General features: G+C 70.2%; 9 protein-coding genes, 1 other RNA gene and 1 pseudogene. 2 read left to right on the top strand and 9 right to left on the bottom strand.

Annotated features, from left to right (window positions below):
- Nucleotides 1–4 precede the first annotated feature (4 nt).
- The 6 genes and pseudogenes from WME89_RS37125 to WME89_RS37100 form a co-directional block, all read right to left on the bottom strand.
- Nucleotides 5–787 (bottom strand): class I SAM-dependent methyltransferase, encoded by a 783-nt coding sequence (locus WME89_RS37125; RefSeq protein WP_438004343.1) that lies wholly within the window; start codon nucleotides 785–787, stop codon nucleotides 5–7.
- 105 nt (nucleotides 788–892) lie between these two features.
- The gene (locus WME89_RS37120; RefSeq protein ID WP_438012018.1) at nucleotides 893–1525 is read right to left on the bottom strand and encodes a DUF2306 domain-containing protein; all 633 of its coding nucleotides are present in this window, start codon (nucleotides 1523–1525) and stop codon (nucleotides 893–895) included.
- A gap of 227 nt (nucleotides 1526–1752) precedes the next feature.
- Nucleotides 1753–2409, bottom strand: a complete 657-nt coding sequence (locus WME89_RS37115) for a response regulator (RefSeq protein ID WP_438004342.1) — start codon at nucleotides 2407–2409, stop codon at nucleotides 1753–1755.
- A complete protein-coding gene (locus tag WME89_RS37110; protein WP_438004341.1) occupies nucleotides 2406–3563 on the bottom strand; it encodes a sensor histidine kinase in 1158 nt (385 codons plus the stop codon). The genes WME89_RS37115 and WME89_RS37110 overlap by 4 nt, the downstream gene beginning before the upstream one ends.
- The gene (gene metH, locus WME89_RS37105; protein WP_438004340.1) at nucleotides 3560–7306 is read right to left on the bottom strand and encodes a methionine synthase; all 3747 of its coding nucleotides are present in this window, start codon (nucleotides 7304–7306) and stop codon (nucleotides 3560–3562) included. Before metH ends, WME89_RS37110 begins: the two co-directional genes overlap by 4 nt.
- A gap of 97 nt (nucleotides 7307–7403) precedes the next feature.
- Nucleotides 7404–7523: pseudogene (locus WME89_RS37100) on the bottom strand (ArsR family transcriptional regulator); the annotation flags it as partial.
- A gap of 424 nt (nucleotides 7524–7947) precedes the next feature.
- Here WME89_RS37100 and erpA point away from each other — a divergent pair.
- Nucleotides 7948–8271, top strand: coding sequence for an iron-sulfur cluster insertion protein ErpA (erpA, locus tag WME89_RS37095; protein ID WP_272094801.1), 324 nt, complete (start codon nucleotides 7948–7950; stop codon nucleotides 8269–8271).
- A gap of 428 nt (nucleotides 8272–8699) precedes the next feature.
- On the top strand, nucleotides 8700–9551 hold the full coding sequence (locus WME89_RS37090) for a sigma-70 family RNA polymerase sigma factor (RefSeq protein ID WP_061609350.1): 852 nt from the start codon (nucleotides 8700–8702) through the stop codon (nucleotides 9549–9551).
- Nucleotides 9552–9713: 162 nt separating this feature from the next.
- Here the strand turns inward: WME89_RS37090 and rnpB are convergent.
- The 3 genes from rnpB to proC form a co-directional block, all read right to left on the bottom strand.
- An RNA gene (rnpB, locus tag WME89_RS37085) (RNase P RNA component class A) lies at nucleotides 9714–10178 on the bottom strand.
- Nucleotides 10179–10657: 479 nt separating this feature from the next.
- Entirely contained in the window at nucleotides 10658–11356 is a 699-nt protein-coding gene (locus WME89_RS37080; protein ID WP_438004339.1) for a hypothetical protein, read from the bottom strand.
- Nucleotides 11357–12160: 804 nt separating this feature from the next.
- A complete protein-coding gene (gene proC / locus WME89_RS37075) occupies nucleotides 12161–13018 on the bottom strand; it encodes a pyrroline-5-carboxylate reductase (RefSeq protein WP_438004338.1) in 858 nt (285 codons plus the stop codon).
- Nucleotides 13019–13127 lie beyond the last annotated feature (109 nt).

Genomic DNA, 13127 nt, shown 5'->3' with positions numbered 1-13127 from the left:
CCGCTCAGGCACGCCGTCGCGCCGCGAGCGCATAGACGAGCGGGATGCGGCGCCCGAACTTCTTCATGCGAAACTGCCCAGCTGGCCCTTCTTCCATGTCCGGGAAGATGTCGTAGGGAGACCAGTCGAACTCGCGGAGCCGCTCCAGCGCGAGCCCCGCGTCGAGCAGCGCTGTCACCACCGTCCCGATCCCATGGTTGAAGCCGATCTCCTGGAGCTTCACGGGCGCGCTGCGATCGGCGTACGTGCCCGTCTGCTCGGTCATGATCGGCTCCCCGTGCCCGTCGTAGGCATAGGCGATGTGCTCGAACGCGTCGTCGAAGGTCCACACGACGGGATGGAACTCGACGAGGTGCAGGACGCCCCCGGGCTTCAGGCACGCGGCCGCCGCGCGCGCCCAGCGCCCCATGTCCGGGAGCCACCCGAGCACGCCATACGAGGTGAAGACGACGTCGAACGTCTCGCCGCCGAGGGCCGCGGGCGCGTCGTAGGTGTTCGCCTCGACGAACCGCGCGTCGACCGACAGCTCCTCGGCGAGCCCGCGCGCGGCCTTGATGGCCTCGTCGGAGAGGTCCAGCCCGGTGACGCGCGCCCCCTGCCGCGCCCAGGAGAGCGTGTCCTGTCCGAAGTGGCATTGCAGGTGGAGGAGCGTCTTGCCGCGCACGTCGCCGACCTGCTCGAGCTCTATCGGCTTGAGAGAGCTCGCGCCGGCCCGGAACGAGGCCAGATCGTAGAACTTGGACGCCACGTGCACTCGGGTGCGCTCGTTCCAGGCAGCGCGGTTCATGTCAAACCATTCGGCCTCGGTCATGGAAGGCTGTCTATCACGGCTCCTGCCGCGCCGCATCGCGGGGGTGCAGCCCGACCTCTTCGCCGACCCGGACGATGGCCTTCATGGCGCGACTCCGAGCGCGCGGGGCCGCGCCGGAAGGGCGGGTCGCCTGCGGAGGATCCACTCGGCCACGGCGAGGTTGATCGCCCAGCCGGCCCCCATGGCGAGCGCCCTGCTGAGCTCGTCCTGGATGCCTCCGAACAGGAGCCAGGGCACGTGGGTCAGCACCTGCGTGCCGGCGCCGAGGCCGAGCGCATAGCCACGCACCATCCAGGCGCGGTGCCCGGCGATGTCCCGGCGGCGGATGGCGACGAAGCCGAGGCAGATGAACAAGACCATCGCCGAGCCCACCACCAGCCGCATGGCATGAAGGAGCGGGCCGTCGTGATCGGCAGGGGGGTAGGTCCGGGTCAGCCAGAGTCCCGAGAGCGCGGCGGCGAGCCCGAGAGGAACCAGCACCCGTCCAGCAGCGCGGTGCCAGCCGGGGCTCCGGCGGCGCAGGCCGGAAGAGAACTGGAAAGCACCCAGGACGCACCACACGCTGACGCTGACGATGTGCAGCACCGCGGACAGGGGCGCCGCGAAGAACCGCGCGTTCTCCGGTGTGATCTGCGCGCCGCCGGCCAGCCCGACCAGGCGAACGATGCCGGCGGCGACCGGGACCGCGCTGAGCGCGATCAGCAGCGCGGGCACTCGCCCCACCCCCTTCGCCGAGGGGACCGTCGTGCTCGACGGCTCTTGTCGTCGGCCCTCCAGGCGCCGGGCGCTCGGCGGCGACACGGAGGGCGACGAACAGGACACCGCAGCGCTCTCATCCATCATGCGCTCGAGAGTAACGATGGCTCCGTCGCGGAACATCGGCAGAGCGGCCAGATCTGAGCCGGCCGAGAGGCCGATCGTCAGATCGTACTTTCGGCTGATCAGCTCCGGACGCGATGGGTCTCGTACGCCCAGATCGCGATCTCGACCCGGTTGCGCGCGCCGAGCTTGGTCATGAGGCTCGCGATGTGGCTCTTGACGGTGCCGAGGCTGATGTGGAGCTCGTCGGCGATCTCGGCGTTGGTGCGCCCGCGGGCCACGGTGAGGAGGACCTCTTCCTCCCGGTCGGTGAGGGCGTCCCTCGGCTGCGCTCGCGGCAGGTCGCGCCGGGAGTCGGCGAACGCAGCGAGGAGCCGTGCGGTGATGCTCGGAGCGATCAGGGCGTCGCCGCTCGCGGCGGCGCGGATGGCCTGCGCGAGCAGGTCAGGGCCGGCGTCCTTCAGCAGGAAGCCGCGGGCGCCTGCCTTGAGTGCGCCATACACATAGTCGTCGTGGTCGAAGGTGGTGATCACGACGACCCCGACGGGCCGGTCGACATTCGGGCCGGCGAGCCGTCGCGTGGCCTCGATGCCGTCCATACCGGGCATGCGAATGTCGAGCAGGCACACGTCGGGGTGAAGGTCGAGCGCCAGCCGCACGGCCTGGAGTCCGTCGGCGGCGACGCCCACGACCTCGATGTCGGGCTGGGCGTTGAGGATCATCGTGAGCCCGGTGCGGACGATCTCCTGATCGTCGGCGATGATGACTCGAATGCTCATGTGGCCGGTCCTTTTCGAGGCAGCACGGCGGTCACCGCCCAGCCGCGCTCCGGGTTGGGGCCCGCGTGGCAAGTGCCGCCGAGCAGCTCCGCTCGCTCGATCATACCGAGGAGCCCGTAGCCCGCCGAGGCGGACGGGCGAGCGTGCGGGGGGTCGCCGTCGTCGCTGACACGCAGGCGCACCGAGGCATCGTCGGCGGTGACTCCGACGTCGATCCGCGTCGCGTGCCGCGCGTGTCGCCGAGCGTTGGTGATCGACTCCTGCGCGAGGCGGTAGATGGCGGCGGAAACGGACGGTGAGAGGTCGTCGAGGTCCCCGGAGATATCGACATGGATCTCGGGGCCTTCGGCGGGCCGATGGGCCAGGCGCTCCAGGTCCGCGATGCGCGGGTTGGGCGCGAGATCGGCGGATTCGTCTCGCCGCAGGAGCCGGACCATCGCGCGCATCTCGGTGAGGGTACGCGACGCCTCGGTCGCGATGACGCGGAGCGCGTCGATCGCGGCCTCCGGGTTCGTGGGCGCCGTGGCCAGGCCGGCCTGCGCGCGGATGGCGATGGCCGACACGTGGTGGGCGACCGTATCGTGGAGGTCGCGGGCGAGCTGCTCGCGCTCGCGCATCTTCACCTGCTCGATCTCGTGGGAGCGCGCGCGAGCCCGATAGCGGACCGCCGCACCGAGCGCCATGGCGGAGAGCAGGACGGCGACGCCCCCGATGACGTCGCTCACCTTCGCGTGATCCGAGAGGAGACGCAGCGACGCCGAGGCCAGCATGAGGGTCGAGCCCATCATGACCTCGCGTCCTGCACCCCACCGGAGCAGCGAGTAGGGGAGCAACAACAGGGAGGCCGCCGTGTACAGCGGGGGGAGGTCGCTGCCGGTCGAGAGCCGGGCCAGCGCGATGGCTGCGGTCGCGCCGAACAAGATCGAGACCATCAAGAGCGGCCGCGAACGCCGCCACAACAGCGTGGGCATGAGCGCGACGCCGACCACCAGAGAGGCGGACGTCCACGACCGTTCCAGCTTCGCGGCCGCTTCGAGCAGCCCGATCGCGACGAGCACGCCGAGCAGCACCCAGTCTCGCTTGCCCGGACCAGAAGGATGCGGTGCGCTCGGCTCGAACCCTGCGAGGCGAGGAAGACGGCGCGCCTGCCTCATGAGCTGGCAGCCGCCTTCGGGTCGTAGCCGAGGCTCGGCGACAGCCACCTCTCGGCCTCCTCGACCGTGATCCCCTTGCGCTTCGCGTAGTCCGCGACCTGATCCCTGCCGAGGCGCCCCACCATGAAATACCGCGATGCGGGGTGCGCCAGGTAGATGCCGCTGACGCTCGCCGCCGGCATCATCGCGAAGCTCTCGGTCAGCTCGATGCCGACCGCGGGCGCGTCGAGCAGCGCGAACAGCTTGCTCTTCTCGGTGTGATCCGGGCACGCCGGGTACCCGAATGCCGGCCGGATCCCCCGGTACTTCTCCTCGATCAGCTCCTCGTTGGTCAGCGCCTCCCCCGCGCCGTACCCCCAGTCCTTCCGCGCCCGCGCGTGCAGCAGCTCCGCGAACGCCTCCGCGAGCCGGTCCGCGAGCGCCTTCGCGATGATCGCGCTGTAGTCGTCCTTGTCCTTCTCGTACGCGCGCACGACCTCCTCGAGCCCGAGCCCCGCCGTCACCGCGAACGCGCCGACGTGATCGGCGAGCCCGCTCTGCCGCGGCGCCACGAAGTCGGCGAGCGACAGGTACGGCCGCTCCCCGCCCACGGCCTTCTCACCTTGCTCGTCGGCGGCGCCGCCGCCCGCGGCCTTCACCTGCTGCTGGCGGAGCATGTTGAACCGGACGAGCTCGCGCGCGCGCGCCTCGTCCTCGTAGAGCACGATGTCCCGCTGCTCCCCGCTCGCCGGCCAGAACCCGTAGACGCCCCGCGCCTTGAGCAGCGCGCCGTCGATGATCCGCCGCAGCACCTTCTGCGCGTGCTCGAACAGCTCGCGCGCCGCCTCGCCGTACTGCGGGTGCTCCAGGATCTGCGGGAACGGCCCCCGGAGCTCCCAGGCGGTGAAGAAGAACGTCCAGTCGATGTACTTCGCGATCTCGGAGAGCGACACGTCGTCCACCACGCGCCGCCCCGTGAACGACGGCCTCGCGATGTCCTCGGGCCGCCACGCGATCTTGAGCCGCCCCTCGTCCGCCGCGGCGAGCGTCACGAGCGGCTTCGCCCGCTTCCTCGCGAAGAGCTCGCGCAGCTTGGCCTGCTCCTCCCGGTTCTGCGCGTCGAAGGCCGGCCGGTTCGCCTGATCGAGCAGGCTCGACACGACGCCCACGGCCCGCGACGCGTCGAGCACGTGCACCACGGTCCCGCTGAACTCGGGCGCGATCTTCACGGCCGTGTGCTGCCGGCTCGTCGTCGCCCCGCCGATGAGCAGCGGCAGCTGGATGCCCCGCCGCTCCATCTCGCGCGCCACGCTGACCATCTCGTCGAGCGAGGGCGTGATCAGGCCGCTCAGCCCGATCATGTCGGCCTTCTCGGTCAGCGCGGCCTCCAGGATCCTGTCCTGGTGCACCATCACGCCGAGGTCGACGACCTCGTAGTTGTTGCACCCGAGCACCACGCCCACGATGTTCTTGCCGATGTCGTGGACGTCGCCCTTCACGGTCGCCATCACGACCTTCCCCTGCGACGACGAGGCGCCCGCCGCCTTCTCGGCCTCCATGAACGGCATGAGGTACGCGACGGCGCGCTTCATCACGCGGGCGCTCTTCACCACCTGCGGGAGGAACATCTTCCCGGCGCCGAACAGCTCGCCGACGATCTTCATCCCGTCCATCAACGGCCCCTCGATGATGGAGAGCGGCTTCTGGTACTTCTTCCGCGCCTCCTCCACGTCCGCCTCGATGAAGTCGACGAGCCCCTTCACGAGCGCGTGCGACAGCCGCGCCTCGACCGGGCCCTCGCGCCAGGCGAGGTCGAGCTCCTTCTTCTTCCCCTTGCCCTTCACCTGCTCGGCGAACTCGACGAGCCGCTCGGTCGCGTCCGGGCGCCGGTCGAAGATGACGTCCTCCACCCGCTCGAGCAGGTCCTTCGGGATGTCCTCGTAGACCGCGAGCTGCCCCGCGTTCACGATGCCCATGTCCATGCCGGCCCGGATCGCGTGGTACAGGAAGGCCGAGTGCATCGCCTCGCGGACCACGTTGTTGCCGCGGAACGAGAACGACAGGTTCGACACGCCGCCGCTGATGCGCGCCCCCGGGCAGGTCGCCTTGATGATCCGCGTCGCCTCGATGAAGTTCCTGGCGAACTCGTTGTGCTCCTCGATGCCGGTCGCGATCGCGAGGATGTTCGGGTCGAAGATGATGTCCTGCGGATCGAAGCCGACCTCCTCGGTGAGGAGCTTGTAGGCGCGCTGGCAGATCGCGACCTTCCGCTCCACCGTCTCGGCCTGGCCGACCTCGTCGAACGCCATCACCACGACGCCCGCCCCGTAGCGCCGGACGGTGCGCGCCCTCTCGAGGAAGTCCTCCGGCCCCTCCTTGAGGCTGATCGAGTTGACGACCCCCTTGCCCTGGATGCACTTGAGCCCCGCCTCGATGACCGACCACTTCGAGCTGTCGATCATGATCGGGATGCGGGCGATCTCGGGCTCGGTGGCGATGAGATTCAGGAACGTCGTCATCGCCTGCTCGGAGTCGAGCATGCCCTCGTCCATGTTGACGTCGAGGATGTTCGCCCCGCCGCGCACCTGATCGAGCGCCACCTCCAGCGCTGTCGTGAAGTCGCCCTTCTTGATGAGCTCCATGAACCGGGCGGAGCCCGTCACGTTGGTCCGCTCGCCGATCATCAGGAAGTTCGTGTCGGGGCGGATGACGAGCGTCTCCAGGCCGCTGAAGCGCCCGAAGCCGTCGCGCTCCGCGGGCACCGGGCGCGGCCTGAGCTTCGCCGTCGCCTGGGCGATCGCGCGGATGTGGTCGGGCGTCGTTCCGCAGCAGCCGCCGACGATGTTCACGAGCCCGCTGTCCGCGAACTCCGCGAGCAGCCGCGACGTCGTCTCCGGTAGCTCGTCGTACTCGCCGAACGCGTTCGGCAGGCCCGCGTTCGGGTAGCAGCTCACCCGCGCCCGCGCGAGCTTCGCGAGGTCCACGAGGTAGGGCCGCATGTCGGCCGCGCCGAGGGCGCAGTTGAGGCCGACGCTGAGCGGGCTCGCGTGCTCCACGCTCGTCCAGAACGCGTCGATCGTCTGGCCGGCGAGCGTCCTGCCGCTCCGGTCGGTGATCGTCACGCTGAGCATGATCGGGAGGCGCCGCCCCTTCTCCGCGAAGACCTCCTCCATCGCGACGAGGCACGCCTTCATGTTCAGCGTGTCGAGGAACGTCTCCGCGAGGAGCACGTCGGCCCCCCCGTCGACGAGCCCGCGCACCTGCTCGGCGAACGACCGCCGCAGCTCGTCGAAGGTGACCGCGCGGAACGACGGGTCGTTCACGCTCGGCGAGATCGACAGCGTCTTCGGCGTCGGCCCCATCGAGCCCGCGACGAAGCGCGGCTTGCCGGGCGTGCGCGCCGTCCACGCGTCGGCCGCCTTCCGCGCGATCTGGGCCGCGGTCAGGTTGATCTCGTACGCGAGCGACTCCAGCCGGTAGTCGGCCTGGGCGATCGAGGTGCCCGTGAAGGTGTTCGTCTCGATGATGTCGGCGCCGGCCTCCAGGTACGCGCCGTGGATCTCCGCGATGACGTCCGGCCGCGTCAGGACGAGGAGATCGCTGTTGCCCTTGAGGTCGATCGCGTGGTCGCGGAAGCGCTCGCCGCGGTAGTCGGCCTCGCCCAGGCGGTAGCGCTGGATCATCGTGCCCATCGCCCCGTCGAGGCACAGGATCCGGGTGTCGAGGATCTCTTCGAGGCGCGCGGGGCGTTCGCTTCCGTTCATGGATCTGCTCGTCTCCTGGGCTTCTTTACCGTGGGGGTTACGGCGTCGAAGCGGCCGTTCTGCGGGTCGGGCTGCGCGGCCCGGGGTCGTTCGTCCTCGTGGAGACGCGGGGCTCCGCGAGCTGCGTGATGTCGTTGATCTCCGCGCCGGTGAGCTCCTCGCGGCCGAGCAGCGCGAGCAGGCGGACCCGGGCGGGGTCGCCCAGGAGTCGGAGCAGCTCGGTCGTGGCGCTGAGATCGGGCAACGGACATCCCTCAATCCGGATGGTGGGATGGCAGCCTGGCGGCCCCGCCCGCGGGCGTCAAGCGGCAGCTCGAGGCCGGGCGACGGCTGCCCTCGAGGAGGCGAGCGGGCGCGGCCCGGCGGCGCTCTCGGCGCCTGCCTTACGGCTGGCCTCGCCGCGCCGGATGGGGAAGCGTCCCCATGACGGACGGGCAATCCGGGCCCTGCCGTATCCCGCTGCGGCTGAGGCACTGGCGGATATCCCTGGAGGTGCGTATCTTTGGCTAGCCCTGAGCACCCCACCCCAGGGCACGGCCGGCCGGGCTCGTGCTGGGTTGCCCTTCCACCGGCGGGGCGAGCGCCCCCGGGAAACACCCCACCGCCCATCGCCGGACTAAGCACGCAGAGGAGATTCCAGGATGATCACGATCACGCAGAAGGCAGCCGAGAAGGTGATGGAGATCGCGACCGCGGAGGAGCTGCTGGGGCAGGGATTGCGCCTGCGCGTCGTGGGCGGCGGATGCGCAGGCTTCTCCTACGACCTCTACTTCGAGGACAAGCCCACGGAGTTCGACGAGGAGTTCGAGGACCGTGGCGTCAAGCTCTACATCGACCCGCTGAGCTTCCAGTATCTCGACGGCACCGAGATCGATTACGTGGAAGGCCTCCACGGCTCGGGGTTCAAGTTCAGCAACCCGTCGGTGAAGAGCACCTGCGGTTGCGGCTCCTCGTTCTCGGTCTGATCCGGCGCTCGCTTCTCCCCCCCGGACCACGCTTCCGTCCTGGCCCGCTCCGCCCATCGCCGGAGCGGCCGACGTGAGATGCACACGGGCAGCGTGAGCGCGTCTGCCCGGAGCGTCCAGCGCTTCCCGGCTCTCTAGCGCATCCTTTTTGCCTCGCTGCTCGCGCAGATGCGCCTGAGCCGTCGTGCGCCACGGGGTCGCGCCATGGTGCACAACCTGCCCGCCCGGGGCGGCATGCCAACTGCATCGCAGTCTTGGTGGGCTGCTCCCTTCGGAATCTCGAACCAACCACACCGTCGGCAAGTGCCGGCGAAGCGATCAACGCGATCGAGGTCCGGCGCAAGCCGGCCTCGACAGCAGGAGCCGAGGTCCGGCGCAGGCCGGCCTCATCAATCGAACCGGGGTCTTCGGACCCCGAAGGAAACCCTGTGCAAACGTCCCGAGATCAGGCCAGCGCCGTTTCGCGCTACATCACGCATGTTCGGCAGATCCCGGAGCTGTCGCGCGAGGAAGAGGTCGAGCTCGCTCGACGGTGGCGGGACCACGGCGACGAGCAGGCCGCGGCTGCGCTCGCGCTCGCGAACCTGAGGCATGTTGTCTCGATCGCGATCAGCTACCGGCGTTACGGAATCCCTCTGTCCGACCTCATCGCCGAGGGGAACTTCGGGATCGTCCATGCGATCCGCAAGTACGACCCCGATCGCGGAAATCGCTTCGTGACCTACGCGGCCTACTGGATCCGGGCGTACATCCTGAACCACGTCATCCACTCCTGGAGCCTGGTCGGCGTGGGCTCGGGCCCGCTGCGCTCGAAGATGTTCTTCCGGCTGCGGCGGGAGCGGGCGCGCATCGCGGGCCTCGTGGGCGAGGGGGAGGAGGGCGACCGGCTGCTGGCCGAGAAGTTCGGCGCGCCCGCGGAGAAGGTGCTGGAGATGGCCCACCGGCTGGAGGCCCGGGACGTCTCGCTCGACACCAAGGTGTTCGAGGATGGCGCCCGATCGCTGGTCGACACGCTCCCGGCCGACGACCAGGACCAGGAGGAGCGCTTCTCCCGCGCGGAGGAGGGGGCGCTGCTCCGCGAGCGGCTCACGCAGGCGGTGGAGAACCTCGATCCGCGCGAGCGGTACATCGTCGAGACCCGGATGATGGCGGATCCCGAGGAGGAGCTGTCGCTCGCCGAGATCGGGCGTCGCCTGGGGGTGTCGCGCGAGCGGGCTCGGCAGCTCGAGGCGCGCGCCAAGAAGAAGCTGCGCGACCGCCTCCAGCCGCTGGCGGCGTAGCGCCGCTGGCGGCGTGGCGGCGCGCCCGCGGCGTGGCGGCGCGCCCGCGGCGTGGCGTAGCGCCGCTGGCTGCGTGGCGGCGCGCCCGCGGCGTAGCGCCTTGCCACACGTGAGCGGTGGTCGATCACAAAAGCGCGAGGCCCCGCCGGGGCGGGGCCTCGTGGTCACAGGGGACGTAAGCCGAGTTCTGTTGCGCGGGGGGTCGCCCCCCTTGCGCCGGCGATCATTCCTCTAGGACGCGCGTCACCGCGCGCCTCAAGCAGCCAACCCGGAGGCCTGGGGCGGGCAGCCCTTGCCGTGACGGCTTTCGCCGCCGCGGACGCCTCCCTACGCGGCCTTGCTCCAGGTGGGGTTTGCCGTGCCGCCCTTGTTGCCAAGGGCGCGGTGGGCTCTTACCCCGCCGTTTCACCCTTGCCGCGCGGCGAGCCAGCGGAGGCTCGGAGCGCTGCCCGTCCGGGCAGGAGGCTCCTCGCCCTCGCGAGGCGCGCGGCGCGGCGGTCTGTTCTCTGTGGCACTTTCCTCGAGATCGCTCTCACCGGGCGTTACCCGGCACCCTGCCCTGCGGAGCTCGGACTTTCCTCCCGCGCCCGGGTTTCCCCGGCCGCCGGCGATCGCCTGTCCCGCTGCGACGCGGCGAACATAGTCAAGAGACGGCCGGTCGCCAACACCTCCGCGCGGCGCGGCGCGGCGCGGCGTGCTGCCAGCGCGGCGCGGCGTGCTGCCGGCGCGGCGCAGCGTGCTGCCGGCGCGGCGCAGCGTGCTGCCGGCGCGGCGTGCTGCCGGCGCGGCGCGACCCGTATGCAGTTCCGGGACGGGCGCGTGGCCTCGGCTTCTCGAGTGCGCCGGCTGGGCGAGAGGCCACGCCGTCCCCGTGCGATGTGGACACCGGAGGCGCCGCCCGCGGCGGAACCGGCCATTCCGTCCGACGACGTCGTCGTTCAAGATGGCTCTACCGCGCTGGACTGGTATCTCGCGTGGCGATCTGTGACAGCTGTGGCAATTCGCCCATCGACGCGTCGGGCGCGAGACGCGCGGAGAGGGCCGGAGCACAGGGCCTTTTCACAGCAGGGAGGCACGGCACGGGAGCCGCGCCTCCCAGGGCGCGATCAAAGGGCGGCGCAGACCGCCGATTCTGTCCCGATGTGCGGGCAGTGCGTCGTCGGGTCGACCGTGGCCTCCGTGAGGTGATACAGGCGGCAGGCGAGCGTGTCGCCCATGCTGTCCGGACCCGTGTAGGGCTCTTCTGCATCGAAGTCGGCGACCGCTGTATCGCAAGCATCCGTATCTGCGAAGACATCGGGGCACGCCGCGGGCGCGACCGAGCAGAACGACTCGGCCGGCGTGCCGCAGGCCCCGGCGCCGGCTGGACCCGCGTGGACGCAGTGCGTGGCTGCGTCCATCTCGGCCGCGGTGGCGTGGTAGGCGCGGCAGGCGAGCGAGTTGCCCGACGTGTCCCCCGCGGCTCCCTCGGGGAGATCGGCGCAGAAGGCTTTACAGGAAGCCTCGCTCTTGTACTGCGCAGCATCCCCGGTACAGTTCGCCATGATCGCCGCGCAGTAGGTGGTACAGCTGACGTCCGGCGCGCTGCCGCCGCCGCCGTCGCCGCCCCCTTCACCGCTGCCTCCTTCGCCGGTGCCGCCGTCACCGCCGTCGCCGCCGGTGCCGGAGGCAGTGGTGGTCCCGGTGGTCCCGTTCCCACCACTGCCGTCGTCGTCACCACAGCCAGGGAGCGCGACGAGGGCGCCAACAACCGTCAGTATGCTTGTAAAGAGAAATCGTGATGTCTGCATGCGATGGAGTGTCATGCGTTCTGCTCTCGAGGTCAAGCTTCGTGGTGACAAACCAGGTTGGGCTGTCCCGAGCAACATTCGACAAACCCGGATACGCATGGAATGAAGCAGCCTACCCTCCACGAGCGCGACAGCGGTGTTCAGCGTGAACCCACCAGATGAGGAAAATCAATCACCTGGGTTCGCCCGCCGCCGCGGCAGATCCGCGCGCCCGGGCTCCGCTGCGCGCTGCCAACGCTGCACGCGACGCGCTTGAGCGGAAGTGAGGATGATCCAGAGAGCAAGATCTCGACGCAGGCTCGAGCCGACGAGCTCATGGAGTCTGTCGGCCCAGGTGACTTCAGCCGTGCTTCGACGTCTCGCCTTGTGTGCTCGATGGCTCCGTGTACTCGAACAAAGCGCTCTCGGTGGCTCGTGCGCGCTCCGCATGCCATGTCGTCACACCCCTCCTCGTAGGCGGTGGGATAGAGCGCCATCGCTCGTTACATCTGCCCTGCTCCCCAGGAACACCCTTGCTCCTGTTGACTCCGCCTACGTGCGAGCGACGCCTGATGCAGAGTGCGAGCGGACGCGCATTCCGTCCTCCGCGTCAGGCCCTTTCCAGGCCGACGCGGGACAGCGCCGGTGCTCCGGGGGATCTCCACGAGATCGGAGGGAGACTCCGTCTTTGCGCTTCAGAGCTCAGAGGCGATGTCGTGGCACGCTCCTGTTGATGCATGCCACCTGGCGGGCATGTCGACTGCCGACTGTCGACTGCCGCGCTGGCTCCGCCGGCGCGGCGCCCGATGCGCCGCCGGCCTCCTGCAGCTTCTTTACGCGTCAGGTGCGGCGGAGCTTCTTCGCCATCTGGGCGCCCAGCTCGGCGGATCGATTGGACGCGGCCTCGACCGCGTCGATCAGCGTGCGACGGAGGCCGCCTGCCTCCAGCGTGTGGAGGCCGGCAATGGCGGTGCCGCCGGGGCTCGTCACCATGTCCTTCAGCCGCCCGGGGTGCTCGCCTGTCTCGAGCTGGAGCTTGGCGGCGCCGTACACCGTCTGCGCGGCGAGCAGCAGCGCCGCGTCCCGGCCGAGGCCGACCTTGACGCCGCCGTCGGCGAGCGCATCGATTATCAGCATGACGTAGGCGGGGCCGCTGCCGGACAGGCCGGTCACCGCGTCGAGCAGCGACTCGTCGAGGACGACCACGCGGCCGACCGCCTGGAACAGGGTCCGCGCGATCTCGACATCATCGGTCGTGGCGTGGTTGCCGGCGGAGATCGCGGTGGCGCCGGCGAGCGCGATCGCGGCGGTGTTCGGCATGCTGCGGATGACGCGCGCGCCTTCCGGCAGGCGGGCCTCGATGGCGTCGATGGGCACGCCGGCCGCGACCGAGATCACCACGTCGGTGCCGCCGAGCCCCGCCGAGATGGGGGCGAGGACGCGATCGACGATCTGCGGCTTGACGGCGATGACCAGGACGTCAGCCCACCGGCAGAGCGCGTCGTTGTCCTCGGTGGTCTCGATGCCGTAGCGCTCGTGCAGGAACTTGAGGCGCTCGCCCTTCAGATCGCTCGCCCGGACCTGCGCCGCGCTCACGGCGCCCCCCTGGAGCAGGCCTCGGATGAGCGCCTCTGCCATGTTCCCGCCGCCAAGAAACCCGATCTTGCGCCCTCGCAGTAGGCCCTCGTCGCTCTGCATCGCTCGCCTCCAGGAGCGCGCACCCTAGCAGCCCTGCCGAGCTCGCGGCTCAAATCTCGACATGCCCCGCCGCCGCGGCGAACCGCGCGGCGCCGCCATGGACCGCGGA

The sequence above is a fragment of the Sorangium sp. So ce321 genome, assembly GCF_051530195.1.
In the GTDB taxonomy this organism is placed as follows: Bacteria; Myxococcota_A; Polyangia; order Polyangiales; family Polyangiaceae; genus Sorangium.
The sequence above is the reverse complement of the archived record's forward strand: the minus strand, read 5'-3'. Positions and strand labels throughout refer to the sequence as shown.